At 45.5% G+C, this 24581-nt stretch carries 24 protein-coding genes, 1 pseudogene and 1 riboswitch; of the genes and pseudogenes, 16 read left to right on the plus strand and 9 right to left on the minus strand.

Going from position 1 to position 24581, the window contains the following annotated elements:
- The first annotated feature begins 421 nt into the window (after positions 1 to 421).
- The 5 genes from BN1002_RS06530 (at position 422) to BN1002_RS06550 (ending at position 5120) form a co-directional block, all read left to right on the plus strand.
- Positions 422 to 781 (plus strand): GntR family transcriptional regulator, encoded by a 360-nt coding sequence (locus BN1002_RS06530; RefSeq protein WP_231574988.1) that lies wholly within the window; start codon positions 422 to 424, stop codon positions 779 to 781.
- A complete protein-coding gene (locus tag BN1002_RS06535) occupies positions 778 to 1689 on the plus strand; it encodes an ATP-binding cassette domain-containing protein (protein WP_048824209.1) in 912 nt (303 codons plus the stop codon). The genes BN1002_RS06530 and BN1002_RS06535 overlap by 4 nt, the downstream gene beginning before the upstream one ends.
- Positions 1661 to 2398 (plus strand): hypothetical protein, encoded by a 738-nt coding sequence (locus BN1002_RS06540; RefSeq protein ID WP_048824210.1) that lies wholly within the window; start codon positions 1661 to 1663, stop codon positions 2396 to 2398. The genes BN1002_RS06535 and BN1002_RS06540 overlap by 29 nt, the downstream gene beginning before the upstream one ends.
- Positions 2398 to 3075, plus strand: coding sequence for a hypothetical protein (locus BN1002_RS06545; protein ID WP_048824211.1), 678 nt, complete (start codon positions 2398 to 2400; stop codon positions 3073 to 3075). The genes BN1002_RS06540 and BN1002_RS06545 overlap by 1 nt, the downstream gene beginning before the upstream one ends.
- A 554-nt stretch (positions 3076 to 3629) precedes the next feature.
- Positions 3630 to 5120, plus strand: a complete 1491-nt coding sequence (locus BN1002_RS06550; RefSeq protein WP_048824212.1) for a peptide MFS transporter — start codon at positions 3630 to 3632, stop codon at positions 5118 to 5120.
- A gap of 75 nt (positions 5121 to 5195) precedes the next feature.
- Here the strand turns inward: BN1002_RS06550 and BN1002_RS06555 are convergent, their stop codons facing one another.
- From BN1002_RS06555 to BN1002_RS06575, 5 genes are read right to left on the minus strand one after another with little or no spacing between them, the layout of a single operon-like run.
- Entirely contained in the window at positions 5196 to 5654 is a 459-nt protein-coding gene (locus tag BN1002_RS06555) for an OsmC family protein (protein WP_048824213.1), read from the minus strand.
- Positions 5655 to 5671: 17 nt separating this feature from the next.
- Positions 5672 to 6847, minus strand: coding sequence for a cobalamin-independent methionine synthase II family protein (locus BN1002_RS06560; protein ID WP_048824214.1), 1176 nt, complete (start codon positions 6845 to 6847; stop codon positions 5672 to 5674).
- Between the two features lie 55 nt (positions 6848 to 6902).
- Positions 6903 to 7616, minus strand: coding sequence for a sulfurtransferase TusA family protein (locus BN1002_RS06565; RefSeq protein ID WP_048824215.1), 714 nt, complete (start codon positions 7614 to 7616; stop codon positions 6903 to 6905).
- A 15-nt stretch (positions 7617 to 7631) separates the two neighbouring features.
- The gene (locus BN1002_RS06570) at positions 7632 to 7994 is read right to left on the minus strand and encodes a DsrE family protein (RefSeq protein ID WP_048824216.1); all 363 of its coding nucleotides are present in this window, start codon (positions 7992 to 7994) and stop codon (positions 7632 to 7634) included.
- Between the two features lie 33 nt (positions 7995 to 8027).
- The gene (locus BN1002_RS06575) at positions 8028 to 8267 is read right to left on the minus strand and encodes a sulfurtransferase TusA family protein (RefSeq protein ID WP_048824217.1); all 240 of its coding nucleotides are present in this window, start codon (positions 8265 to 8267) and stop codon (positions 8028 to 8030) included.
- 433 nt (positions 8268 to 8700) lie between these two features.
- Here BN1002_RS06575 and BN1002_RS06580 point away from each other — a divergent pair, with 433 nt between their 5' ends.
- The 10 genes and pseudogenes from BN1002_RS06580 to BN1002_RS06625 all read left to right on the plus strand — a co-directional run bounded on the left by BN1002_RS06580 (position 8701) and on the right by BN1002_RS06625 (position 18967).
- Positions 8701 to 9450, plus strand: coding sequence for a L,D-transpeptidase family protein (locus BN1002_RS06580; protein WP_231574989.1), 750 nt, complete (start codon positions 8701 to 8703; stop codon positions 9448 to 9450).
- 136 nt (positions 9451 to 9586) lie between these two features.
- Entirely contained in the window at positions 9587 to 11296 is a 1710-nt protein-coding gene (locus BN1002_RS06585; protein WP_048824218.1) for a gluzincin family metallopeptidase, read from the plus strand.
- Between the two features lie 96 nt (positions 11297 to 11392).
- A riboswitch (FMN riboswitch) is annotated at positions 11393 to 11538 on the plus strand.
- 246 nt (positions 11539 to 11784) lie between these two features.
- Entirely contained in the window at positions 11785 to 12441 is a 657-nt protein-coding gene (gene ribE, locus BN1002_RS06590; protein WP_048824219.1) for a riboflavin synthase, read from the plus strand.
- Positions 12442 to 12453: 12 nt separating this feature from the next.
- Positions 12454 to 13062, plus strand: a pseudogene (gene ribB, locus BN1002_RS06595) (3,4-dihydroxy-2-butanone-4-phosphate synthase); the annotation flags it as partial.
- 57 nt (positions 13063 to 13119) lie between these two features.
- Entirely contained in the window at positions 13120 to 13590 is a 471-nt protein-coding gene (ribH, locus tag BN1002_RS06600) for a 6,7-dimethyl-8-ribityllumazine synthase (protein WP_048824220.1), read from the plus strand.
- A gap of 77 nt (positions 13591 to 13667) precedes the next feature.
- Positions 13668 to 14423, plus strand: a complete 756-nt coding sequence (locus BN1002_RS06605; protein WP_048824221.1) for a GTP cyclohydrolase II — start codon at positions 13668 to 13670, stop codon at positions 14421 to 14423.
- On the plus strand, positions 14416 to 15507 hold the full coding sequence (gene ribD, locus BN1002_RS06610) for a bifunctional diaminohydroxyphosphoribosylaminopyrimidine deaminase/5-amino-6-(5-phosphoribosylamino)uracil reductase RibD (RefSeq protein ID WP_048824222.1): 1092 nt from the start codon (positions 14416 to 14418) through the stop codon (positions 15505 to 15507). Before BN1002_RS06605 ends, ribD begins: the two co-directional genes overlap by 8 nt.
- 182 nt (positions 15508 to 15689) lie before the next feature.
- On the plus strand, positions 15690 to 16622 hold the full coding sequence (locus BN1002_RS06615) for an ABC transporter ATP-binding protein (protein WP_048824223.1): 933 nt from the start codon (positions 15690 to 15692) through the stop codon (positions 16620 to 16622).
- A gap of 13 nt (positions 16623 to 16635) precedes the next feature.
- Positions 16636 to 17844: an ABC transporter permease gene (locus BN1002_RS06620; RefSeq protein ID WP_048824224.1), complete on the plus strand. Its 1209-nt coding sequence runs from the start codon at positions 16636 to 16638 to the stop codon at positions 17842 to 17844.
- Complete coding sequence (locus BN1002_RS06625) at positions 17837 to 18967, plus strand: ABC transporter permease (protein ID WP_048824225.1); 1131 nt, start codon at positions 17837 to 17839, stop codon at positions 18965 to 18967. The genes BN1002_RS06620 and BN1002_RS06625 overlap by 8 nt, the downstream gene beginning before the upstream one ends.
- Positions 18968 to 19077: 110 nt before the next feature.
- Here BN1002_RS06625 and BN1002_RS06630 read toward each other — a convergent pair whose 3' ends face one another.
- A complete protein-coding gene (locus BN1002_RS06630; RefSeq protein WP_048824226.1) occupies positions 19078 to 19515 on the minus strand; it encodes a C40 family peptidase in 438 nt (145 codons plus the stop codon).
- Positions 19516 to 20033: 518 nt separating this feature from the next.
- Here BN1002_RS06630 and BN1002_RS06635 point away from each other — a divergent pair.
- Positions 20034 to 20690 (plus strand): HAD family hydrolase, encoded by a 657-nt coding sequence (locus BN1002_RS06635; protein WP_048824227.1) that lies wholly within the window; start codon positions 20034 to 20036, stop codon positions 20688 to 20690.
- Between the two features lie 61 nt (positions 20691 to 20751).
- Here BN1002_RS06635 and BN1002_RS06640 read toward each other — a convergent pair whose 3' ends face one another.
- Genes BN1002_RS06640 through BN1002_RS06650 form a run of 3 tightly spaced genes read right to left on the minus strand, consistent with a single transcriptional unit; the run spans position 20752 to position 24550 of the window.
- On the minus strand, positions 20752 to 21294 hold the full coding sequence (locus BN1002_RS06640; protein WP_048824228.1) for a 4Fe-4S dicluster domain-containing protein: 543 nt from the start codon (positions 21292 to 21294) through the stop codon (positions 20752 to 20754).
- Positions 21287 to 23308, minus strand: coding sequence for a molybdopterin-dependent oxidoreductase (locus BN1002_RS06645; protein WP_231575092.1), 2022 nt, complete (start codon positions 23306 to 23308; stop codon positions 21287 to 21289). The genes BN1002_RS06640 and BN1002_RS06645 overlap by 8 nt, the downstream gene beginning before the upstream one ends.
- A 45-nt stretch (positions 23309 to 23353) precedes the next feature.
- The gene (locus BN1002_RS06650; protein WP_048824229.1) at positions 23354 to 24550 is read right to left on the minus strand and encodes a PucR family transcriptional regulator; all 1197 of its coding nucleotides are present in this window, start codon (positions 24548 to 24550) and stop codon (positions 23354 to 23356) included.
- Between the last annotated feature and the right edge of the window lie 31 nt (positions 24551 to 24581).

The raw sequence follows: 24581 nt of genomic DNA on the forward strand, positions 1-24581 counted from the left end.
CAAAGAACGACTTCCCCTTCTGGCCCTCCAGCGCTTGTCGGGGCTGACCAAGGCGCTTCCGCTTTTCGAGGGGGTCTCCACGTGCCGCTTCATCCCGCAGGACATTGAATTGGCTTCTTCGAATTTGCCCTCGCACGAGAAAACGTGTAGCGTATTCTAGGAGTCAGTCCCCTCCGTTCCAATCATCTTTTTGAAAATCAACACTCACCTTTAACTGAACCAGAATAAAAAGGTGGGGAATTTTGCCGGCTGCAGCTTACATAACGCTGCGGCTGGCTTTTTTATTGTGGAAAAATTAACTTTGCAGCTGATTTAGTTATTGACTCCCAGCCATGGAAAATATATGATATATACATGTAGTGCATTACTACACTAATGCACTATGCAAGAGGAGGCGATTCCTATTTTAAACGCGGATAGCATGAAGCCTATTTACGTGCAAATTGCAGAATGGATTGAATCCGAAATTATCAGCGGAAATCTTCCCGAAGATGAGAAGGTTTATTCCCAGTACCAGCTAGCTGATATGTACACGATCAATCCCGCAACTGCCGCGAAAGGGCTGAATTTACTAGCAGATGAAAACATTTTATACAAAAAGCGGGGGCTGGGAATGTTTGTTGCTACGGGAGCACGAGATGCAATTATAGAAAAGAGAAAGAGTGAAACCTTAAAGGGACTTGTTCGGGAATTGCTGATTGAAGCAAGCCGTTTGAATATCAGCAAAACAGAATTGATTGGCATGATTGAAACAGCTGAGATGAAGGAGGGCGGAAAATGAAAACAGTCGAATTCAATAAAGTATCGAAAACGTATTTTGGCAAAAAAGCCTTGAACGAGCTCAGTTTTTCAATCGAGGAAAACACCATCACCGGGCTGGTAGGAAGGAATGGAGCCGGTAAAACGACTCTGTTGAGATTAACGGCCGGGTTCCTGAAGCCATCTTCGGGTGAGGTCAAGGTCTTCTCGGAATTTCCCTTTGAAAATCTGGACGTTTCGATGAATTCCATCTTTATTGATGATGGGATGGTTTTTCCTCCGGCATTGTCTCTTGGGGAAATTCTCGAGGAAGCGGGAAGGTTTTACCCCAATTGGAACGGAAGGCTGGCAAACCGGTTGCTTGACTACTTTTCAATAGACCCGAAGAATTACCACAACCGACTATCCAAAGGGAAAACGAGTATTTTCAATGCGATTGTCGGGATTGCCTCCCGCTGCCCGCTGACAATGTTTGATGAGCCGACTACCGGAATGGATGAAGCGGCGAGGAAAGATTTTTACCGCGCGCTCCTAAAAGACTACATTGACCACCCCCGGACCATCATTTTATCAAGCCACCATCTTGAAGAAATCGAGGATTTGCTTGAGAATATTCTTCTTATTCAGGATGGGAGATGCTATCTGCATCTGCCAATGCCTGAATTCAGCAGCTGGGCGATTACGGTCCAGGGAAGCGGTGAGGGGATAAGAAACGTGCTCGCAGGGTTGGAAATCATCCATGAAAGGACGCTTGGCAAAAACGCATTTCAGACGGTTGTACGAAATAATTTAACAGTAGAAGAGGTTGAAGAACTCCGCAAAGCGGGTGCGGAAATCATGCCTGTAAGTTCGAGCGACCTGTTTGTTTATCTGACGACAGCCGAGAAAGGGGGAATCGACAGTGTCTTTAACGAAAACGAGTCTCGCTGAGATAGTGAAAAAACAGTATTTTCATAAATTAAGAGCCAATATTGACGCGTTCAGTGCGCTTGTTGGCATCCAGGTTCTTGCGGTCCTGTTTTCACTTTTAGGGGTAAGTTCTAGCGGGACGAGCGGGAATGGACTGTGGATCAATGTAAAGTATTATTCTGCTGATGGAGTTATTATTTTTACATTGTTTTGGGCATTCGTCACAGCGATCACAGTGAATACAAAGCAAAACCGCTACCATGATTTTACCTTTGTCACAAGCCGGGTCAGCAGCGGAATTTCCAATATCCTCTTCCTCGCGACAGCGGGTTTGCTTGGGAGCATTACCGCGTTATTGGCAGGGAACTTGATCAAGGCTGTCCTGTTTCTGTCCACAAACCAATCTGTATACTCAACTCGAAGCGGACCTGAAGATGCACTTACGGGTATCGCCGTCATGTTCTTTTATCTTCTTCTCGTCAGTTCGATTGGTTACTTTATCAGCTCGCTGACGGCATTTAGCAAGGTGTTTATACTTCTGATTCCAGTGCTGATTGTCGGAATGATCATGCTCGGAGAAGCCATGAATAATCAATTTTTCTTAAATACACTCGAGTATTATGTGGAAGAAAGAAATATTTTGCTATTTTCGGTAAAAGCGTTAATCACCGCGTGCGCATTCTACACAGCTGGGATAGCGGTATTGCAGCGTATGGAGGTGAGGAATTAATGGGTGGCATATGGTTGATCATTTTAGTTGTTGGAGGGGCAGTATTCCTTTCAAAGTCAGGCAAAATCAGATTAGGCAACCCGAAGGTGACGCACTGGCTGTTGCTTTGTTACATTGGCATCCTGCTCGCTGCAAATTTGGCATCACCGTTAATGAAAGAGGAAAAAGCTGGCGGCGGACGTGTATCCATGCGGGATATTGAACGGGAAAATTCAGATTTTTACCAAAAAATATATGAAGGCAAACAAGAGCAAATCGATGAAAAATACCTTTATAAGAAGGATACGATCAAGGATTTGTCATTTGATAAACTGAACTTAACGACGGAGGCTGAATTCGGGCCGCAAATCATCGTCGAGCGGGACAGCAGTTTAAAGAATCAAATTGAAATCTACAGTTATCGTAATCCACTTTTCATCGACGGATTTGATTTTACGGAAAAAATAAAAGCATTGGGGTATCAGATTAAAGGAAACAATTTGGAAATATCTCCTGAAGAGGTAAAAGTTGATATCGGAATCTTAAGCAACAGCTTTACCTCGAGACAATTTACGGGCGAGAAAATAAACGACCATATGATTCAGGGGGGCGATTCCATGATATACATGAAAATCCCTGATTCGTTAAGCCTCCAAACCAAAGGCCAAATTAGCTTTGTGGAAGTAGAAAAAAAATAAGCATTATTATCTTTGCGGGCCAGCCTCATTATCCAGGGCTGGTCTTTTGTAATGTGTTTTTTTCCAATTTCACCCGCCAATCTGAATGTTGACAAGTTGAACAGAAAAGATGAAGAAGGTTTTCAACACTTTTATTGAATGATCCACCCGGCATTTCTGTTTTTTAGAATGAACCTAGTTTTTGTCTGCAGGTTTTGTTCCCTTTTTAAATGGGAAAACCAGGACAGACAGCAAAAAATAGGGAAGTTCCATAAATGGAGCCACCTAGAAGATTTGCAATTTTTATATTCCCCCTGCTTGAAGCTGGGGGTTGATTTATGAAAACTGTGAAGGAAAGCACTTATACAAAAAAATTACATATTTTCAGAACTAGGGAAAGACTCAGAGCAAAGGAAAAATTATGAATATAATCATTATTTCAAAAAAACTTATTTTTTTACTAAAGTATTTGAATTAGCTGATTAATACAATATTTTTGCAATTTGCCAAAAATAGTTTTTGACAAAATTCCACTGAAAAAAGTATTATAGAATAACATAGAGGAGGCTAACAACATGTCAAACTATAATAGGCAGAAAATTGTGGATAGTGTTCCCCAAACAGGTTTCTTTGGCCATCCTAAGGGGCTTTTCACTCTTTTCTTCACAGAGTTTTGGGAGAGGTTCTCATATTATGGAATGAGGGCGATCCTGGTTTATTATATGTACTACGAAGTGTCCAAAGGCGGTCTTGGGCTTGACCAAAAAACCGCTCTTGCTATCATGTCCATTTACGGATCTCTTGTTTATATGTCCGGGATTATTGGCGGCTGGCTCGCCGACCGGGTTTTCGGAACCGCGAAAGCCGTTTTCTTCGGCGGGATATTAATCATGTTCGGGCACATCGCGCTTGCGATTCCCGGAAATGTTACATTTTTCTTTGTTTCGATGGTACTTATTGTTATCGGTACTGGTTTGCTGAAGCCGAACGTTTCGTCCGTGGTTGGTGAAATATACAGCGAAACCGATGCACGCCGTGATTCCGGTTTTAGTATTTTCTATATGGGAATCAACCTGGGTGCATTCATTTCCCCGTTGATTGTCGGTTCTGTCATGAAAACAAGCTTCCACCTCGGATTCGGTATTGCCGCTGTCGGGATGTTCTTCGGGCTTCTGTTGTTCGTTTTGACAAAGAAGAAGAACCTTGGACTTGCCGGCACGCATATCGCAAATCCGCTGTCACCGGCTGAAAAGAAGAAAACGGCAATTATTTTTGGCGTTGCAATTCTGATCATTGGCGGTCTAGTTGCGGTTGCAATCCCAGCCGGGTTGCTTACATTCCAAAGCTTCATTACGTTGGTTGGAATTCTCGGGATCCTGATTCCGACTTCCTATTTCATCGTCATGTACCGCAGCCCTCAAACAACGGATACTGAACGGTCACGCCTGATTGCTTACATTCCGCTGTTCATCGCTTCTGTCATGTTCTGGGCAATTCAAGAGCAGGGCTCAACCATTCTTGCGAACTTTGCGGATAAACGGACACAATTGAATTTTGCCGGCATCCATATCTCGCCAGCCTGGTTCCAGTCGTTGAACCCATTATTCATTATTACTCTGGCACCGGTTTTCGCCTGGATGTGGGTGAAGCTAGGGAAGCGCCAGCCGAGCATTCCACAGAAGTTCTCACTCGGATTGCTGTTCGCCGGTTTGTCCTTCTTGGTCATCCTGCTGCCTGCATACTTCGGCGGAGCGGATGCGCTTGTTAATCCGCTTTGGCTTGTCCTTAGTTACCTGATTGTTGTTCTTGGTGAACTGTGCCTGTCGCCGGTAGGTCTTTCAGCAACGACTAAGCTTGCCCCTGCGGCATTCTCCGCCCAGACGATGAGCCTCTGGTTCCTGTCCAACGCGGCTGCCCAGGCATTAAATGCCCTTGTCGTCAAATTTTACTCCGCAGAGAATGAAATGTTCTACTTCGGAATTATCGGAGGCGCTTCGATTGTTTTGAGTATCGTCCTTTTCATTCTGGCTCCGAAAATTGAAGGATTTATGAAGGGTATTCGATAATTAGACAAAACCCCCTGCCACAGTAAATAAGTGGCAGGGGGTTTTTGTCTAACCGCAAGGGGAAGCTTTTGCTTGTTATATTTTCTGTAGTTTCTCAGCCGCAATCCAATGGTTTTCAATTGGTATGCCGGCGTCTTTGATTGTCCTGAAAACAGGGCAGCGGCTGTCGACGGCTTTTTGCAATTGAGCAATCCTTTCTTCTGATTCGGAAGTTTCGAGAGAAGCACGTACAATGACTTCCTGAAAATATGGTTTTACCCCAGGGTCTCCCATCAAACCCGCCAAATCAAGGTTTCCGGTCACTTCAAAAGAAATGCCCTTTAAATGGAAATCCATTTCTTTTGCGATGATTTGTGCCATAACGTTCTCGCAGGCGATAAGCGAGGAAAGAAAAGCGGATAGGGGATCGATGGCGGAGTCTTTACCGCCAAATGATTCAGGCTCGTCAATAGCAATCGTGTGTTTTCCTGCTGTTACATCAACGCGCATACCAGTTCCAATACCATCGACTTTAAAGTTCATGACTTGTCCCATCTAAAGACCACCTTTTCTTATTTGGTTGTATTAGCATTTTCTCGAAGCCTGCGGGCTGCTTCCACCATTACGGTCAATTTTCTAAAAGCGATATCGTCACTATTCATCGGCCGCTGGGCGAATGTGCCAAACCCGCAGTCCGGGTTCAAAAAGATTTTTTCATCCGGCATGTACTTTCTTGCTTCTTCAACACGCGCTATGATCGATTCGGCGTTTTCAACCTCTTCAGTTCGTGGATTTACAATACCTAAACCAAGTTCCTTATTGCCAAACTCACTGATTGCATCCAATTCACCCGCCCTCGGTGTCGCATATTCAAGAATAAGCTGGTCAACATTCACTCTTGATATATACGGAACCAATGGATAATACGGTCCACGGAGCAGGACTTGTTCCTGTGTGCTCCAGTTGCCGCGGCATATGTGAATGCCAATTCTTGTCCCTTTCCCAAGCATGCCTTTTGTAACCTGATTCATTAATCCAAGAGCGAATTCGATTTCCTCTTCCGCATCTGCTTTCGCTGTCAAAGCACCGCACATGAACGTCCGGTTGGCATTTTTTTGCGTAAAGACAAGCTCAGTCAGAACAGGTTCATCAAATTGGACAAACTCCACCCCAGCCGCAATCAAGTCATCAAGCTCTTCACGCAGTATCTTGATGATGTCCTCGGCCAAATCCTCCTTAGTTGGATAGGCTTCTTTAGACAGGCCTTCGACCCACATTGCCCTTGTGAGCAAATATGGGCCTGGCAAGGCAACCTTTACGGCTTTATCGGTATGCTTTTTCAAAAAAAGAAAATCATCCAGGGCAAGCGGTTTCTTCCGAGTGATCTTGCCGGTAGCGGCTGGGTTTGACATAGAAAAAGCAGGAACATCCAATGTTCCGAGAATTTCTTCGAAACTGGCTTTATCTTCTACATAATCAAGCAGTTCAGACACTGTTAGCATTCTGACATTGTCCAGATGATCAGCGACAAACGAGATGAAATTGTCGCGGCGCTGCTCACCGTCCGATACGATATCCACTCCGGCTTCTTCCTGCCATTTCAGGCAGTTAAGGATAGCCTGGTCTGTTACTTCCTTGAATTCTTCTTCGGAGATTCTTCCGGCCCGTTTATCGCGCATCGCCTTTTTTACCTCGTCGGATCTTGGCCAGCTGCCTATGACAGTGACCGGAAACTTTGGCAAAACCATCTGTTTTCCTCCCTGCTAATAACCGTGGTTGCATTACTAGGGTTCTCTTTTTCTTTTAAAATACGATACTCAGGTTAATTTCAATATCAACTGACTGTTTCAAGGTTTGGTAAACTGGCGAACGTTTCAGGGTATTGTCCCATACTTCTTTCAGAACTACCTCTTCCTCAGGCGAGGAAAGATAAAAAGTCCCAGTGATGGAGCCAAGTTTCGGACTGCCATCATCTTCAATTTCCATATGGTAAAGGACATTATCGAGCCCGCCTTTTAAGGATAGTTCTAGATTATCAATTACAAGATTCCTCCGTGATGCTTGGGCTTTAAAGCCGACAGCAAGGCATGATGCAAGGGAGGCGAGGAGAAAATCAACCGCGCTAGGCGCATTTACTTTCGGGCTGAAGTCAGCAGGCTGGCCTGCCATGAATGTATGGTTCCTCGTAAAGACCTTCGCAGAGAGATCTTTTTCGCCCCTTGCACGGACACTCCATTTATATCCTTTAGCTGCTTGCAAATCGGCTTTTAGATTCTCTTGGGAAGTTCCCTTTTGAATAAAATAACGGCTTGTGTTGTCACCAGGTTGTGAGCCGAGAAAAATATGGTCCACCATCCGGCACCAAGCTGGGAGATCATCGGCGACTGTTCTTTCTCTGCTTCTCACCTCGAGAATTTCTCCAGCGGCAAGCGGGTCGATGGCTTTCTTAATGATTAGCAGGAGACCCGAACCGCAATCAAGGTCGCCGCCGTCACACACTGCATGTGGGTTTACCATTCTACGATCACCAGCTTAATAAGTAATGGAAGCCGCGCCAAGGCTTAGGAACTCAACAAGCTTTGCTCCGCCTACAATGATTGCGCCATCAACCAGATTTTCTTCACTTAGATTTCTTTTCTTAAAACATGGGCTGCATACCCAAAGCGTGCCCCCGGCCTCTATGAAATTTTCCATCAGCTGCTTTAAAGGAGCAAACCCTTCTTCATTAATATCATCCGCGTACCCTTTGGATGCAAGATAGGCTCCTTCAACATTCAGGAATACGACTGATTCCTGTCCGGATGCTACAGCGGCATTTGCGACGACGAAACCAACCGTAGCCTTATCCGGATCATTTTTTGCACATGTCAAACTTACTAGAAATTTTCCTGCCATTTTAAATTCCTCCACTCGCATGAAATGATTTTTTTACGATTTTTTAATAAAGTAGTAGCTTATTTTGCCATCATCACGCCGGCCAAGGAGGCGATGCTTCTGCAAGCGGCACCACGCGGGAAGATCCTCCCTCGCTCCGGGATCGTAGGAAATAACTTCAATGATCTGCCCGCTTTTCATTTTTCTCATCGTTAAAAACAGGTTCATAATCAGTTCGCCACATCCTGTGGGTCCCGCGTCATATGATAAATCGGGCTTAAATTCGCTTTCCATTTCCTTTCCTCCTTGTTCGATTTATTGGCGGCTTGATGCGTCACTTTCATTATAGGAAAAGGAGATAGTTGGATAAATTCAATTATTAAGTAGCAAAAACGTTGATTAATCGATTTTCTCGATAATGCCTATACTTATGGCAAAATAGTGAACGGTTTTTGAAGAATCATTGCTTTTGTAACAAAGATTGACGAGTTCATAGACTAATATTTGAAAAACAACATGTTTTGCTGCAATTTTTGACAAACGATAAATTATGACAATTCATTGTCGTAAAAAACAGATTGAAATAATTACCATCAAAGTGAAATCTATGTAACTATTAATGTAAAGATTAGTCTAATATGGCGAAGAGACAATTACAGAAAGTGCAGGCAATAATTTACTGCAACTGCATATGATGAACTGCCTGATCACAAAAGGGGGACATTAAGTGAAGAAGATATTCATTTGCTTGTTGCTGTTTGTTTCCATGGTACTGTTTGAAGCGCCAGCCATGGCGGCCAGCGGGGAATTCATAATTATTAATAAGTCGACGAATCAGCTGGCTTACTATGATAACAGCAAGTTAGTGAAAGTTTTTAGGGTAGGGACAGGACGGAAGGCCTCCTATACACCGGAGGGCAAATTCAAAATTGTTAATAAAATTGTCAACCGCCCTTATTACAAAGATAAGATTCCAGGAGGCAGCCCGAAAAATCCGCTCGGCAACAGGTGGCTTGGCCTGAATGCCAATGGAACATGGGGAACCACTTATGCAATCCACGGTAACAGCAACCCGAAATCGATTGGCGGGTATGTGAGCGGCGGATGCATTCGGATGTATAATGATGAAGTCCAGTGGCTGTATTCCCAGGTCGAGGTCAATACGCCAGTTATTATCACTTCCTCAAAAAAATCATTCAATGCGATAGCTTCGGCTAATGGATATAAGGTAACAGGGTCGGCTGTGCCGGCTGCAGGCATACCGTCTTCCTCAGTTGTTCTGAAAAAAGGAAGCAAGGGGCCAGCGGTCAAGGAGCTCCAACGCGCCCTTACGAGCAAGGGATACAGCACGAATGGCATTGACGGTGTTTTCGGGCCTGGCACCGAAGCAGCCGTAAAACGGTTCCAGAAAGCGAAAAAGCTCCAAGCTGACGGAGTAGTCGGTCCTGCAACTAAAAAGGCGCTAGGAATAAGGTGAATAGGCGAAATAACAGAAAGCTTGGCCAAAAGGCCGTCGATGACGGCTTAATAGGCCGGCTTTTTCTTTTTGAAACGTTTGGGTTGAGGAATCCGTCTAATTAAAAAGGGAAAATACTCCAATCAGGAGGGTCGGTATGGATAAATTTGAATTCGTCAATCAGAACTATGAAATGCTGGCCGATGGAGGCAAACCAAAGCAATTTACATATTCAGCTGAAAAAGAGCAACGGAAAAAGCGGCAAGGAAGAATGAGGAGACTAGCTGCTGCCATGCTTGCCCTCCTAGTGATTGGAGGCGCTGTATATATTGCCAAAATCGTGGAAACCCCGTCTGTTTCCGAAAAAGTTGACTCTGGACAGATGACTAAAGCTGGAGAAACAACGGGTGGAAAAAATAAACCAACCCAAACGGAACATGGCGCCATTGGACTCCCATCTGACTTTGAACCGGTGGTACTCAAAGAAGGTGTTAAGTCTAATTACAAATTGTCCCTGAAAATGAAAGGGGAAGCCGGCTTTCTTGTAAATGCTGTCATTAAAGTCACCAATACTTCAGATAGCACTTGGAACAATCTTTCATTTTATTTCTTCCCGAACCAGTTTGGTGATATGGCAAGGGACCAATGCCGGAGAAAGATTGTCTCCTTTGCGGTGGATAAGTGCATGCAAGAAATAGGGGAAGGTGAAACAGCCATTGAAAAGGTTGCGATTGCAGGCGAAAAAACTGCTTTCGAACTTGATGGGATACGTCTGAATGTTCCTTTAATGCGGCCCATTCGGTCAGGGGAGACCAGGGAAACGGAAATTGCTTATACTTTCTCGCTGCCTAAAAATCTTATTGAGAAAGGAATCTATAATCCGCTTCAATGGTATCCAATGCTCCCTGGTTTTGATAAGGACTGGCTGTTTTATCCTCCTTCACTTGAGAAAGAGACATATTCTACTCCCTCTGCGGACATTGCGCTTACCTTTAATCTCCCTGGTAATCTACAAGCTGTTACATCTGGGGTTGATACCGATCAAAGGAAGACTGCGGGTACAATATCTGGTGAGAACTTGAAGGAAATGTCAGTTTTGCTTCTCGATGGATATGAAATGAAAAAAGCAAAGGCAGGCGGTACTGAAATAAGGGTTTTTTCTGCTTCAGAGGACAACAGGCGGGCAGGGGAGATAATAAAAACTGCGCTTAACGCAGTAGGATTTTTTGAAAGAGAATTTGGCAGCTATCCGCACAAGCAGCTTGATCTTGTCATAACAGATACCCGGAAAGGAAGCCGTCCAGGATTAATTCTCCAACCCATAAATATAGTGGAGGATACTTTTTATCATCTTCCCGACAGCGAGACGCCTGAGCACCTCCTTGTCCACCAGATAGCGCAGCAATGGTTTTATGGAAATGTCCATTTTGAAAGGCACACGGATGCCTGGCTTAATGATGGGCTGTCGGAACTGGCTGCTTCGCTCTATTTTATGGCAGGGCAAAAGAAGAATGAAGAAGAAAGCTTTGCTTTTGCCAATAAATATAATGAAATTATGATTTTTGAGGAAGGGGTTAAAGCGAATTTGCCCGCTGATCAATATGCGGGTAATTACGGCGGGATAACCGGCCAAATTCAGGCGAAACCGGCCATCAAACTTTGGGAAATGCTCAAACCGCATGGTGAAGAAGCGTCACTTGAATTTCTTGCGGAGTATTTACGTATTTACTCAGGAAAAAAACTGGCGACGATAGAATTCATCCATTTTGCAAAAGAGTATCTCAAGGTCAACAACAGTGCCTTTACAGGGTGGCTGGACTATAATCCTTATTCAAATTATGAGATGAGCGATTTTTATAATCTTTAATGGTTGCCGGGAATAGATCTCTTGCTTCAGGCACTGGGAATTTCAATTTGTATCATTTTTGCCCATATAGGAGTATAATTTAACTATTCTAATTGAATATTCCTTCGGGGCAGGGTGAAATTCCCTACCGGCGGTGATGGGGCAAGATGCTTCCAAGCCCGTGACCCGGGTGCTTTACGGCATTCGGTGGATCCGGTGAGATTCCGGGGCCGACAGTATAGTCTGGATGGGAGAAGGAAAAGTGAAGGTTTATTAACTAAAGGGACAAGTATGCCCATTTACGTGTTTTATCGTATTTCCCCTAGTTTTTTAAATAGGGGTTATAACGGAGACCGCTAGTGGGTGAAGAAAACCTCTTAAATATAAGACCTTTATTTAGGTATGCTTTTTAAGCCCCAAGGTGATTCTGTCCTTGGGGCTTTTTTGCATGAATGGCCTGGCTCTTGGGATATCCTTAGATTGGGTAAGCTACAGAAAAGGAGATTGCGATGTTTACTGGGATTATTGAAGAAATCGGAACTATCTCTGCCATTGCCTCGACAAGCAATTCAATTGTTCTGTCAGTTGAAGCGCATAAAGTTTTGGAGGATGTCCACCTTGGCGACAGTATTTCTGTGAATGGTGTCTGCCTTACTGTCACTTCTTTCAAGCAAAAACGCTTTACTGTCGATGTCATGCCGGAAACAGTAAAGGCGACGAATCTGAGGGATTTGAAGAAGGGATCAAAAGTTAACCTCGAAAGGGCGATGGCGGCAGGCGGGAGATTCGGCGGCCATTTTGTCAGCGGCCATATCGATGGGACCGGCACCATTACTGGAAAAGAGCGGCTGGGCAATGCAGTTTATTATGAAATTGAAGCTGGAGGAGACCTGCTTCAATTCATTATATTGAAAGGCTCTATTGCCGTTGATGGGACAAGCTTGACGGTATTTGAGGTGACTGATCGGTCATTTAAAATCTCCCTCATCCCCCATACTCTTTCAGAAACGATACTTTCAATAAAAGGGGCAGGGGATACTGTCAATATTGAGTGTGACATGCTTGGGAAATATGTTCACCAATTCTTGAATCCTGGACCGGTAAAGAAGACAGGGACAGCCTCATCGATTTCGCTTCAATTTTTAAAAGATAAAGGATTCATGTAAGGAGTGAGCACCATGTTCAGCACAATAAAAGAGGCTATTCAAGATCTTCAGGCGGGTAAGGTTATTATTGTCTGTGATGATGAAGGACGTGAAAATGAAGGGGATTTCGTTTCGCTTGCGGAGCAGGCAAGCCCCGAAGTCATTAATTTCATGGCTACATACGGAAGAGGGCTTATTTGCGTGCCTGTCAGTGAAGAACTGGCAATTAAACTTGATTTACATCCAATGGTCTCGCAAAATACGGATACGCATGGCACGGCTTTTACAGTCAGCATCGACCATAAATCTTCAACTACCGGCATTTCCGCATTTGAACGGTCAGCGACTATTATGGGGATGCTGCACCCTCATGCCCGCCCTGAAGATTTTAGGCGGCCGGGACATGTTTTCCCTCTAGTCTCGAAAAAAGGGGGAGTACTGGAGCGCCCCGGCCACACTGAAGCTGCGGTTGACCTGGCAAATTTGTGTGGAGCGAGTCCCGCAGGGGTTATTTGTGAGATTATGAATGAAGACGGCTCAATGGCAAGGATTCCTGAATTGGATAAAGTTGCCCGCCGCTTTGGTTTAAAGATGATTACAATTGAAGATTTAATCGCTTATAAAAATAAAGAAGAGCGCCTTAAATCCTAAGGTTAATATGTGCCAACTAGGCAAAACTAGATATGGAGGAATAGACAGATGAGTAATATTTTTGAAGGAAATCTGGTAGGATCCGGATTAAAGATCGGCATTGTGGCTGGAAGGTTTAATGAATTTATTACGGATAAATTAGTCGGAGGGGCAATGGATGCTCTAAAGCGCCATGGCGTTGAGATGGAACAGGTTGATATAGCCTGGGTCCCCGGGGCATTTGAAATTCCATTGATTGCACAAAAATTGGCGAAATCAAATAAATACGATGCCGTTATCACTCTTGGGGCTGTCATCCGCGGTTCTACTCCCCATTTCGATTACGTCTGCAATGAAGCGGCCAAGGGCGTAGCCAACACTGCCCTTTCGACAGGAGTGCCTGTCATATTTGGCGTCTTAACAGTTGACTCGATTGAACAGGCGATTGAACGCGCAGGCACAAAGGCAGGAAATAAAGGTTGGGAAGCCGCGGCTGCTGCGATTGAAATGGCGAACCTCATCCGCGATATCGATGTCTGAATAGAAGGGTGAAAGGAATTGCCAGTTGGCAATTCCTTTTGCCAATTGTAAACAAATCGTTTAAAGGGGCTTGTATAATGAGTGAACTAAAATTGGATTCAAAAGTGCTATCCATTTTGGAGGACAAAATCCAGCTGATTCGTACCGGTGAAAGTGCACTTTATTTGGTGGGGCCAATTCGCCTTCCTGTGAACCTTTTCGGAGAAACAGTCGTGTTCCAATGGTATTGCTGGATGAATTGTGATGAGGTTACTAAAGATTTTCAAAAGATCATCGATAAGTTATCATCTGCCAATCTTGCTGAATACCAGCAATCAAGTGTATTAGTGTATGGTGACTTTCAATATGGCGATGAAGCGATCATCAGGATGCATTCCATTTGCCACACGGGAGATATATTTGGAAGTAAACGCTGTGACTGCGGTTACCAATTAAAACACTCGATGAAGATGATTGTTGAGCACGGCACTGGCGCGCTTTTCTATCTGGCCAATCACGAGGGAAGGGGAATTGGACTATTCAGCAAGGCGATGGCTTATATTCTTCAGGAGAATGGCTTTGATACAGTGGAAGCGAATGAAGGACTTGGGTTTGTTGATGATTCACGTAATTATGATGACGCGATTTCTGTTTTGAAAGCCCTAAGGTCAAAGCCCGTCATCCTCATGACAAACAATCCAAGGAAACTAGAAGCATTGAAAAATTCAGGCCTTCCTGTTTCGGCCAGACTACCGCTGTGGGGGGATGTTTCCGAATATAATGAAAGATATCTTGAAACGAAAATCATTCGTTCAGGGCATCTCAGGGAAGAAGGGACATGCCCGAATGACTGACCATGGGTTTTACATGAATTTGGCTCTGCAAAATGCTAAGGCTCAAAAAGGCCAAACCGACCCGAATCCGCTTGTTGGGGCGGTTATTGTAAATGAAGGAAGAATTGTTGGCATTGGAGCCCATCTAAAAGCCGGTGAGCCGCATGCGGAAATTCATGCCCTAAGCATGGCCGGTGAATATGCCAGGGGCGGAACAATCTATGTGACGCTGGAGCCCTGCTCCCACCATGGAAGGACTGGCCCTTGTGCCGAGGCAATCGTCCGGGCCGGGATAAAAAATGTCGTGATTGCGACGCTTGACCCAAATCCGCTTGTCTCAGGAAATGGCGTTAGAATCCTTGAAAATGCGGGAATCAATGTACAAATTGGGGTCTGTGAGGAAGAATCACGAAAAATGAATGAAGTTTTCAATAAGTTCATCGTGACTAAAAGGCCGTTTGTCACAATGAAGGCAGGCGCATCGCTTGACGGGAAAATCGCCACCCGCACAATGGAAAGTAAGTGGATAACGTCTGAAGAGTCACGGCGGGATGTCCATCTCCTGCGACATGAACATATGGCTATCCTTGTTGGAATCAACACAGTAATCAAAGATAATCCGGAACTAACAGCCCGTATTCCGAATGGGCGCAATCCGATCAGGATTATTCTTGATTCCAGGCTAAGAACTCCTCTTGATTCAAAAGTAGTGACAGATGGTTTGGCGAAGACATGGATATTTACGAGCAATTCCGCTCCCTTGGAAAAGGTGAATTTACTTGAAACGATGGGGGTCGAAGTCTTTCGCACAAAAGGGGAAAATGAAGTTGACCCGGAAGACGTCCTAGACACCCTTGCGAAAAGACTCGTTTCCTCTCTGTTGCTAGAAGGGGGAGGAACCGTCCATGCGAGTTTCCTTGAAAAAGGCCTTGTCGATAAAGTGGTCCTTTATTTTGCCCCAAAGCTGATAGGAGGCAAGGGAGCTCCTACCTTTCTGGAGGGAAACGGAGCAGAAACGATGCGAGATGTCATCACCCTTTCTGACACAGACATAGTTAAAATAGGAAATGATTTCAGATTTACGGGTTATCTTGCAAAAGAATAATGATACCTAAACGAAATGATAGCTGAATTTAAAAAAAAGCAGGCAAACGCCTGCTTTTTCTGCTTTCAAAACATAGCTGGACAGAATGTGGGAATGTTTGAAATTTTTGCGAAAATGCCAATCAAATCCTTCTTAAAGTGATATAGTTAGATTGTCATATATTGAGAAAGGAGGATGGGAAAATGGAACTATTAAAAGTGTCTTCGCTGAAAAAGACATTCAAGGATTTCGAGGCTGTGAAAGAGGTGTCCTTTAGCGTAAAGAAAGGGGAATCTTTCGGGCTTCTAGGCCCAAACGGGGCGGGAAAGTCGACGACCATCAATATGCTCACCGGCCTTTTTCCACCCACGTCCGGCTCAATCGAGATAGCCGGAATTGATATCGTGAAGGAATCTAAAAAGGCGCAGGGTCTGATTGGAATCGTTCCTCAGGAAATCGCTCTTTACCAGGAAATGAGCGCGCGGGAGAATTTACTTTTCTGGGGAAGAATGTATGGGCTATCTGGAAGCGTACTTGAAAAACGCGTGGCGGAAACACTTGATTTAATTGGATTGGCGGACAGGGCAAAGGGAAAGGTGGAGACGTTTTCGGGCGGTATGAAGCGGCGGGTCAATATAGGTGCGGCGATTTTGCATAATCCTGAATTGCTAATCATGGATGAGCCAACTGTCGGCATCGACCCTCAATCACGGACACATATACTTGAAACGGTCAAAAGGTTGAACCAAGAGGGAATGACCGTCATTTACACAAGCCATTACATGGAGGAGGTCGAGTTTTTGTGCGAGCGGATTGGCATCATGGATCATGGGAAGCTGATCGCCCTTGGGACTATCCCAGAGCTAAGGGATACAATCGGGGACAGGTCAAGGATGGTTTTTTCCATAGCTGAAGGTTTCACGTCAGCCGAAACACTCGGCAGTTTGATTCCTGTAGAGGACATCAGCTATTCAGGGACACAATTGACTGTATTCCATCGGGAACCTCAATCCGTTCTAAGCGGTCTGGTCCAAAAAATGACCGAAGCCGGCGCGCAAATTTCCGGAGTTGAAATTATTGAACCTAATTTGGAAAGTGTATTCTTGCACTTAACAGGAAGAAATCTGCGCGACTAGGGAGGGAAGGAAAATGAGTTTTTTATGGCTGGCCCTTAAGGACACCCTGTTGATCGCAAAGGACAGAAAAGCCTTGCTTACCCTCATTTTGATGCCTATGCTGCTGATTGCGATATTAGGCTCGGCGTTTGGCACATTGATGGGTGATGGTGAAGTCAAGATAGACAAATTTACGCTCGGAATCGTCAACAAGGATAAAGGTGAGCTTGGAGATACGATAGTTCAGGAAGTTTTTGCAAAAGGGCTCACTGAAATGGTCGATGTGAAAGAAATGAGTGAAGGTGAGCTTTACAAGATGCTGCGCGAACAGAAGCTGCCAGTCGGCCTAATTATTCATGAGGATTTCTCAACCAGTGTCATGGCAGGAAGCGAAACATCGGTGAAGCTGATTTCAATTCCTTCGGCCGCGTTGCAGTCCATGATCACTGAAAACGTCGTCCAGCAATTTTCGAGGGAAGCAGCGGTCCGGATGGAAGGAACGAAATTAGCGGTTGCCGCGGCGGTAGCAAATGGTGCCCAGATTCCGGCCAATCCGGGAACCGATCAAGTGCTGTCAGGAGACGCGCCGTTTGAACTGGTAAAGGAAAAAGCGGCGGGTAAAGAGGAAGTAACTGTCAGCTCGTTCCAGTATTATGCGGCCGGTATGGGTGTCATGTTCCTGCTGATGACGGTCACGATAGGAGTCAGTGCAATGATAGAAGAAAAGGAGCAGGAGGTTTTTAAGCGCCTGCTTGTTTCAAAATTAACACACTATGAATATCTGGGCGGGAAATTTTTAGGCATCCTATTATTGTCCTCGCTGCAAATGCTCGCCATTATTGTCGGAACACGTTTTCTATTTTCAGTCGATTGGGGCAGTTCGATTCCAGGGGTGGTCGTGATTGGCCTTTCCTTTGTGTTCAGCGCCAGCGCGCTTGGGGTTATGGCTGGTGCGTTCATGAAAACAGGGAAGGCGTTCAGTACAGCGGGTATGCTCGGAACGCAAATCATGGCAGCGGTCGGAGGGAGTATGGTTCCGCTGTATGTTTTCCCTGATTGGGTCAACAATCTCGTAAAAGTGTTTCCTAACGCTCTTGCCCTGCAGTCATTCCTTGAGTTAATGTCTGGCGGCAGCGTCAGGGACGTTCTGCCCGGAGCGGTTGGGCTTTTAGCACTTGGTGCCGTTTTTCTGGCCATCGGCCTGAGCCGCCTCGCTGTCGAGAGGAGGACTATGTATGCATAAGGCATTTGCGATTGCCTGGCTCCATATTAAATCGATGTTCCGGACTCCTTCGGTTTGGGTGCTGATGATTGTCATGCCCCTTGTATTCAGCATTATTTTTGGCGGAATGGCCGGAGATTCGGATAGGAAAAAGCCGCTTGTTCTATATGCCGCGGGAACGAGCGAGCTTTCAGAACGGGCAGCTGGGCTGCTGACAGCGAACGGTCAATATAAATGGGAAAAAGTGAACTTTGAAGAAGCAGGAGAGGCAGTGAAAGGCCAGAAGGCCATTGCTGCTGTCATCATTTCTGATGGAATGGAAGAAAGGATCACGGAGGAGAAACCGCTTTTCGATGTAATTGTCCAGCGGGAAACGACTGAGTATCTCGCCCTTTCCCCCCATCTTGAAGGCACAGCGAGAACGATTTTGACAAGTTACTCCCTTGCCTCTGGAATGGAGGATGAGGCCTTACCGGTCTTGCTTCAAAAGGTTTCCAGTCATAATGGTATCAAGGTAGAGAAGGAAATTATCCAGAAGGAAGGCAATAAAGGGGCGAGCGTGTCGATTGGTTCGCTTGGATTTACGATTATGTTCATGATGTTTGGTATTTCGGGTGCCGCGGCGACAATCCTTGAGGAAAGAACCGGCGGCACATGGCCAAGGCTATTGACGACCCCGGCAACGAGGTGGCAAATTATTACCGGCTATATTCTATCGTATTTTTTATTAGGATGGATTCAGCTTGGTATTATGGCATTAGCAACCAAATTAATCTTCAATGGCAGCTGGGGGAATCTGCTCTATTTCATTCCATTCGCATCGTTGATCATCCTGACGGTTGTCGGCCTTGGATTGATGATTGCGGGGCTTGTCAAAACAAAGCAGCAGGCCGGAGCAATAAGCGCGGTCATCATCGTGAGTACTTGTATGCTTGGCGGGGTATATTGGCCTTTAGAGCTTGTTCCTGATTTTATGAAAATGATTGCGAAGTTTGTCCCACAAAGCTGGATGATGTCCGGCATAACCGAAATTGTCAGCGGCAGCCTGAATGGGCCTGCTATCCTGTCATCGGCACTTGTGCTAATTGGGTTTTCAGTAGTCTTTTTCTTTTTCGGACTCCGGAAAATGAAATATGAGGCATAAGGGGAATTTTACTGCCAGAAGTTAAAAAAGTGAGGGCAGCCGAGGCTGTTTGACGGCAATTTTTGCAGAAAAAAGAGAGCCTGTCCGGCTCTCTTTGCTTTTATGCTAGATTAGATTCGTTTCGCGCCAACATAGCGCGGCTTCCAGTAGGAATTGCTTAGATAGGCGATGGATACACCTTTGGAGGAAGCAGAGTGGATGAATTTCCCGCTTCCGATGTAGATTCCTACATGTGTCGGTTTGGAAGATGCGTAAGTTTTATAGAATACAAGGTCTCCCGGCTGGAGGCTGTAAACTCGTGTTCCCTTGCCCCACATTTCACCGGCTGTACGGGGCAGGACTTTACCTGCTTTGCCGTATGAATACTTCACAAGTCCTGAACAATCGAAACCTGCTGGGGTGATTCCGCCCCATTTATATTTTACGCCCAAATTGGCTTTAGCGACAGAAATAGCTTGTGTATGGTAAGATGCAGCTTCACTCATGCCCGGTAGGATAGTCGTCAGCATAGTTGTCATTAGAAGGACGGCCAGCAATTTCTTCAACATGTATGTTTACCCCCTGGTGTGATTTGCTAAACCTACTATACTCTATTCTATTTAACAACGTCATCACAGATAGATTACAAGTCTGTTACAATAGGGTTGAAAAATTCTGAAAATTTTAGCGAGAAATGAAGAATGGTAGTTAAGCTATTATCCTGATAGCCGAGTGTGGCAAAAAGCCTTACTGGATAAGGGTTTAAGGCGTTTATGCAGTTTGTGTTCATTTGATGGCAGGGGAGGCTGGGACATGGATTTTCTATTTCAAGCGTTAAAAATATATGACTATAAAGTGTCATAACCTGGCGTTTTTGCAAAAATAGGCGAAATGGCCTAGTAAAGTATACATTTTTTTTAATAGAGATAAAACGGTGGTTGCAAGCCGCGGAACTTTACAAAGTTTTTCAAAAATATGTTTTGATTTAAAAGTAGGAGTGGTTTGCTATAAATGAAAGGGAGACAAGTCAAATAAAAGAGAGGCTGCATTAGAATCATTGCAAAAAAGAAAGGTGAGGAATATCCAGATGATTAATGGAATTATATTTGATTTTGACGGTTTGATTGTTGACACGGAAACGCTTTGGTTTGAAGCGTACAGGGAAATCATGAAAGGGTTCGCATGCGAGTTGACTCTTGAAGAATTTTCAAAGGTGATCGGAACGACTGATGAACAATTAAATGCCTTTTTTGAAAACGTGACTGGGATGACAGTGGATGAAGCTGGCCTCCATTCAAAAACAAGGGAATTTTATCATCAACGTGCCGTAAGCCTGGAACTGAGAGAAGGGGTACGGGGGTTTCTCGACGAAGCGAAGGAACTAAATTTAAAAGTAGGGCTGGCTTCCAGTTCCGGCCGGGATTGGGTGGAATCGTATTTACGGAAATTTGGCATCTTCGAGTTCTTTGATACGATCAAGACAAGGGAGGATGTCCATCAAGTCAAACCAGACCCCGCGTTATATATTCAGGCACTAAACGCACTTGGCTTGCAGCCTGCTGAGGCCATTGCCCTCGAAGACTCACTGAATGGCTCGGCAGCCGCCATCGCAGCCGGCATGCACTGTGTGATTGTTCCCAATCCAGTCACGAACCACCTCCCATTTCAAAACTACCGGCTCAAACTAACCTCGATGGCCGAAAAGACACTCGCCCAAGTTATAAAAGAAGTGGAAGCCGGGTAAGGCCGGGGATGGTTCCAACGCCTCATTCGGGTCCTGAAGAAGCAATGGAACCGCCCTAGCTTCACTGGCCAAGGAAGAACCTTTTTCTTGGCTTTTGTGGGTGAAAGAGGATGGAGGGGTGGGTGACTTTTGGGTCGGGGAAGCCGGGTAGAGTCCGGACGGCTGTTTCGCCCTCGAATGTATTCAGGTCGATAAGGCTTAGGGAGCCGGTTGTGCAGGCCTCGACGCAGGCGGGGAGGAGACCTGCATCCTGTCTTGGAAAGCACATTTGGCATTTACTGACTTTCCGGGTTTTTTCATTATATTGGGGAGCGCCATATGGGCAGGCAGATACACAAAGCTGGCAGCCGTTGCAAAGGTTTTCGTCTATCTGGACAACACCGTCCTTTCGTTTCGTAAAGGCGCGCTGAGGGCAGACCCGAAAACATTCTGGGCTGTCGCAATGATTGCAGGAGACGGTTATGAACTGGCCTTGTGCCAATTTATCCACCCGCCGCCAGTTAATCCCCGCCGGGGTCTGGTTTTCATTTTTGCATGCGATTTGGCAAGCTCTGCAGCCAATGCAATCATCCGCGTTAAAAAGAAACCCTGCGCGTTTAAACATTTTCCCCACTCCATTTCCTTAGCTTAACGAGGCTGTCGTAAAAATACGTACTTTCCTGAACTTCCATTCTGCTCGAGGACGCAATCAGCTGATTAACGGGGTTGTTGCCTGCCTGTGCGGCCTGGACGACATCATCCGGCAAGGTAGGATTGATTTTAGCAATTCCTGACAGGGAGCCATGCTCATTAAATAACTCTATTATTGCTCCGTCTTCAATTCCCTGTTCCATTGCAGCCTTTGCTGAAATTTCTATCCAGTTGCCTGAGTTTTCACCAGAAAGCCAAGAGACTTTTTCATATTGTGAATGGATCCTAAGCAGTGACTGCGGGGAAAGCAGCCTGTATCCGCCGGGTTCATTTGAATAGTGGGCGAAGGTTTTGCCTGCCAATTCATGGACTTCAGATAGCCCGGGAAAATTAAATTTACCACCCGAAGGGATTCCATGCGGGATGTCCTGACGTTTCCGAGGGCCTTTAAGCAAATCCTCCCAGGAAGTGATCGAATACCGTTTGAGCATCTTCGGAGTCAGTTCATCCTTGATCCAATCAATCGGCTCTTTGGCAGATGGGAAATTGGAAAAACCGGGTGCAAGCTCGTTCAGGCGCGCTGTCAGTTCCCTGGCGATTTGCAGGTCGCTCTTTGCCTCGTAATATGGTGGAATCGCCTTTTGGTTCAACGACAGCCAGTAATGCCAATAGCCGACATTTAAATCTTCCTCTTCAAAATGTGAGGCGGCCGGCAAAACAATATCCGCCTGTTCAGCTGTCTTGGTCATATATAAATCAACGACCACAATCAGCTCAAGCTGGCTGAGCAATTCCTTCCAGGCACTCAAGTTCTGATCTTGGGTTGCTATATTTCTCGAGGCAATCCATAACAGCTTCAGCGGAGGCTCCTCCAATTTCAGCGCCCCCCTTGCAAAATGGCCAATATCGACTTCCCGGGAAGCCTGGATTTTCGGATGGCCTGGCCCTTGATGATTCAATAGGGAAAGTGGAAAATCCTCAACATCGAAATGCATGTAGTATAAACCGCCATAAGGAGCTGTAAGGTTTCCGGCCATTGCCGCAAGGCTGTTTATCGCTTCGATACTGCCGCGCCCCTTTGTATTTCGCTGGATGCCGAGCCCGTTCCACGTAAAAGCGTTTTTGTGATCCCCGTACAAATCAGCTATCGCTCTTACTGCCTCCTCACAGACCCCTGTCCGCTCATATACTTCCTCAAGGCTTATATCTTCCTCAAGGAATTTTCTGTACGGCTCCCAGCCGGCTGTCCGGGTGGAAAGGAATGCTTCGTCAATTTTGCCTTCAACAAGCAACATTTTTGCAATTCCGTATGCGAGCCATGCATCTGTGCCAGGCTTGATTTGGATATACAAATCCGCTTTCTGGGCTGTCGGAGTGAACACCGGGTCTATTACCGCGAACTGGCCGCCTTTCCTCCTCGCCTCCTGGATGAATTTCATCTGATGGACATTCGTGACCGCCGGATTCGCCCCCCAGAGTACGATAAGTTCTGCATTTGCCATCGCTTCCGGATCGGAGCTGAAATCCTGGCCGAAAGAACGGTTAATCGCATGCTTCCCTGAAAGAGCGCATGGGTTGCCGACCGGCTTCGTATGCGGGCCGATGCTGTTGAACATTCCCTCGACGGCATAATGGAGAAGCCCAAGGTTGCCGGAGTATTTATTATAGCCGCTCGCAAGATTTGAGCCGAAGCGGCTGTTGAGTTCAATCATCTTTTCAGCAATCGCTGTATAAGCTTCCTCCCAACTGATCTGTATCCACTTGCCGGAACCCCGCGGGATTTGCCTCATTGGAAACTTAAGTCTGTTCTTGCTGTAAACATATTGTGTGAAGGCATACCCTTTCGCGCAAAGATGTCCTTGCGAGAAGCCATGTGCCGGGTCGCCAGCCACCTTAACAAGCCTGCCGTTTTCAACGTGGGAAAGGATGCCGCAAGTTCCGAAGCAATTACGGGGACATGAATTTCTATAAATGCCGTCTTTCATCATCAATCCGTCCTCTCCCAAAATTGATTTCCTATCTATCCGGCAAACTCAAAGTTTTCTTAACTGTTTTATTTTTAAGGCAGCCGAAATATCCAGCCTTGTATTCATATCGTCCAATTTCGCATTCAGCAGCTCCTCAATTTTCTTAATCCTGTAACGGAGCGTATTTCTGTGCAGGAAGAGGGATTGCGCTGTTTTTGTCACATCAAATTGATTAGCGGCAAGGCCTTCAAGTGTGTCCATAAGGCTGCCATTTTCCTTCAGATCATAGTGAATTACCCCGCCTAGCACATGGAGATAAAACTCCTTAGCATCTTGGGTATCATGGTTATAAAGAAGCCTGGCAAGCCCTAAATGGCTGAAAAAGGGGACTTCAACCCCGAGCAGGATTCCAAGTTCCATCGCCACCTTAGCTTCCTGATAACTCCTGAATAAGTCCGCTGGATTGTCGCGTATCGTTCCGAATCCGCAAGCACCTTCATATCCCGGAAAGTCGGCGGCGATTTGAGTGAAAATTTTTTTTGCAAAAGCTTCGACAACCCCGTTCCTGGGTGATTCTTCCCGGTTGTCAGGGAGCAGGACTGCCACCTGGCTTTGGCGAACGAGTGCGATCGGTTTCCATCCGAGTTGCAGGACCGCTTTTTCAACGATTTGCAAATACCTGTCCATTACTGTTTTTCTAATAAAATGTACATCGGCGTTCAAAAAAGAAAAAACAGCAATCCTATGGGGGATAGTTAAATCCCAATCCCAAATTCTCGCATAATCGGTAATGTCAGATTTCTGCTTTATGTTCCCATAGAGTAGGTCAAATAGGAAAGCTTCTTTGAATTTTTGCTTTTCTTTTCTTATTTCAAGTTTCCTCGTTAAATGCTGACCGCATAGCGAGGCGGCAAATCGAAGCAGATTTTGATTGTCCTCCTTGGAGTAGGAGTAACCGATGGCAGCCAAATAGCCGACCGTATTTTTTTTGTGAAAAATAGGGATAGCCTGCCCAGAGCATTCTGCCGCCCTTGTCGAAATCCGGCACGAAAATATCCCGGGATTCCCTGAATCTATTTCCTTTTCAGGCATGATAATCACTTCATTCAACTGTTCCTTTTCCAATGTACCGGCCAAAAGCTGAAAATAAGGGTCCGCAACAAGTACAGAACAACCAATCAGACTTGAAAACTTAGAAATGAGAGGTTCAAGTCCATCTTCCGCCGATTCTAATAATTCCATCGCTATTTCCGGAATTTCCATTGCAAGAACCTCCTTTTTCAGCATCCCCACA

The organism is Bacillus sp. B-jedd, from assembly GCF_000821085.1.
Taxonomy (GTDB): Bacteria; Bacillota; Bacilli; order Bacillales; family Cytobacillaceae; genus Bacillus_D.

Coding starts and splice junctions, on each gene's coding strand:
- BN1002_RS06535 (WP_048824209.1), top strand. CDS start 778: ATGAAAACAGTCGAATTCAATAAAGTATCGAAAACGTATTTTGGCAAA.
- BN1002_RS06605 (WP_048824221.1), top strand. CDS start 13,668: ATGAGTGAACTAAAATTGGATTCAAAAGTGCTATCCATTTTGGAGGAC.
- ribE (WP_048824219.1), top strand. CDS start 11,785: ATGTTTACTGGGATTATTGAAGAAATCGGAACTATCTCTGCCATTGCC.
- BN1002_RS06615 (WP_048824223.1), top strand. CDS start 15,690: ATGGAACTATTAAAAGTGTCTTCGCTGAAAAAGACATTCAAGGATTTC.
- BN1002_RS06645 (WP_231575092.1), bottom strand. CDS start 23,308: ATGATGAAAGACGGCATTTATAGAAATTCATGTCCCCGTAATTGCTTC.
- BN1002_RS06625 (WP_048824225.1), top strand. CDS start 17,837: ATGCATAAGGCATTTGCGATTGCCTGGCTCCATATTAAATCGATGTTC.
- BN1002_RS06640 (WP_048824228.1), bottom strand. CDS start 21,294: ATGTTTAAACGCGCAGGGTTTCTTTTTAACGCGGATGATTGCATTGGC.
- BN1002_RS06585 (WP_048824218.1), top strand. CDS start 9,587: ATGGATAAATTTGAATTCGTCAATCAGAACTATGAAATGCTGGCCGAT.
- BN1002_RS06555 (WP_048824213.1), bottom strand. CDS start 5,654: ATGGGACAAGTCATGAACTTTAAAGTCGATGGTATTGGAACTGGTATG.
- ribD (WP_048824222.1), top strand. CDS start 14,416: ATGACTGACCATGGGTTTTACATGAATTTGGCTCTGCAAAATGCTAAG.
- BN1002_RS06575 (WP_048824217.1), bottom strand. CDS start 8,267: ATGGAAAGCGAATTTAAGCCCGATTTATCATATGACGCGGGACCCACA.
- BN1002_RS06630 (WP_048824226.1), bottom strand. CDS start 19,515: ATGTTGAAGAAATTGCTGGCCGTCCTTCTAATGACAACTATGCTGACG.
- BN1002_RS06635 (WP_048824227.1), top strand. CDS start 20,034: ATGATTAATGGAATTATATTTGATTTTGACGGTTTGATTGTTGACACG.
- BN1002_RS06550 (WP_048824212.1), top strand. CDS start 3,630: ATGTCAAACTATAATAGGCAGAAAATTGTGGATAGTGTTCCCCAAACA.
- ribH (WP_048824220.1), top strand. CDS start 13,120: ATGAGTAATATTTTTGAAGGAAATCTGGTAGGATCCGGATTAAAGATC.
- BN1002_RS06565 (WP_048824215.1), bottom strand. CDS start 7,616: ATGGTAAACCCACATGCAGTGTGTGACGGCGGCGACCTTGATTGCGGT.
- BN1002_RS06570 (WP_048824216.1), bottom strand. CDS start 7,994: ATGGCAGGAAAATTTCTAGTAAGTTTGACATGTGCAAAAAATGATCCG.
- BN1002_RS06560 (WP_048824214.1), bottom strand. CDS start 6,847: ATGGTTTTGCCAAAGTTTCCGGTCACTGTCATAGGCAGCTGGCCAAGA.
- BN1002_RS06530 (WP_231574988.1), top strand. CDS start 422: ATGAAGCCTATTTACGTGCAAATTGCAGAATGGATTGAATCCGAAATT.
- BN1002_RS06620 (WP_048824224.1), top strand. CDS start 16,636: ATGAGTTTTTTATGGCTGGCCCTTAAGGACACCCTGTTGATCGCAAAG.
- BN1002_RS06545 (WP_048824211.1), top strand. CDS start 2,398: ATGGGTGGCATATGGTTGATCATTTTAGTTGTTGGAGGGGCAGTATTC.
- BN1002_RS06650 (WP_048824229.1), bottom strand. CDS start 24,550: ATGGAAATTCCGGAAATAGCGATGGAATTATTAGAATCGGCGGAAGAT.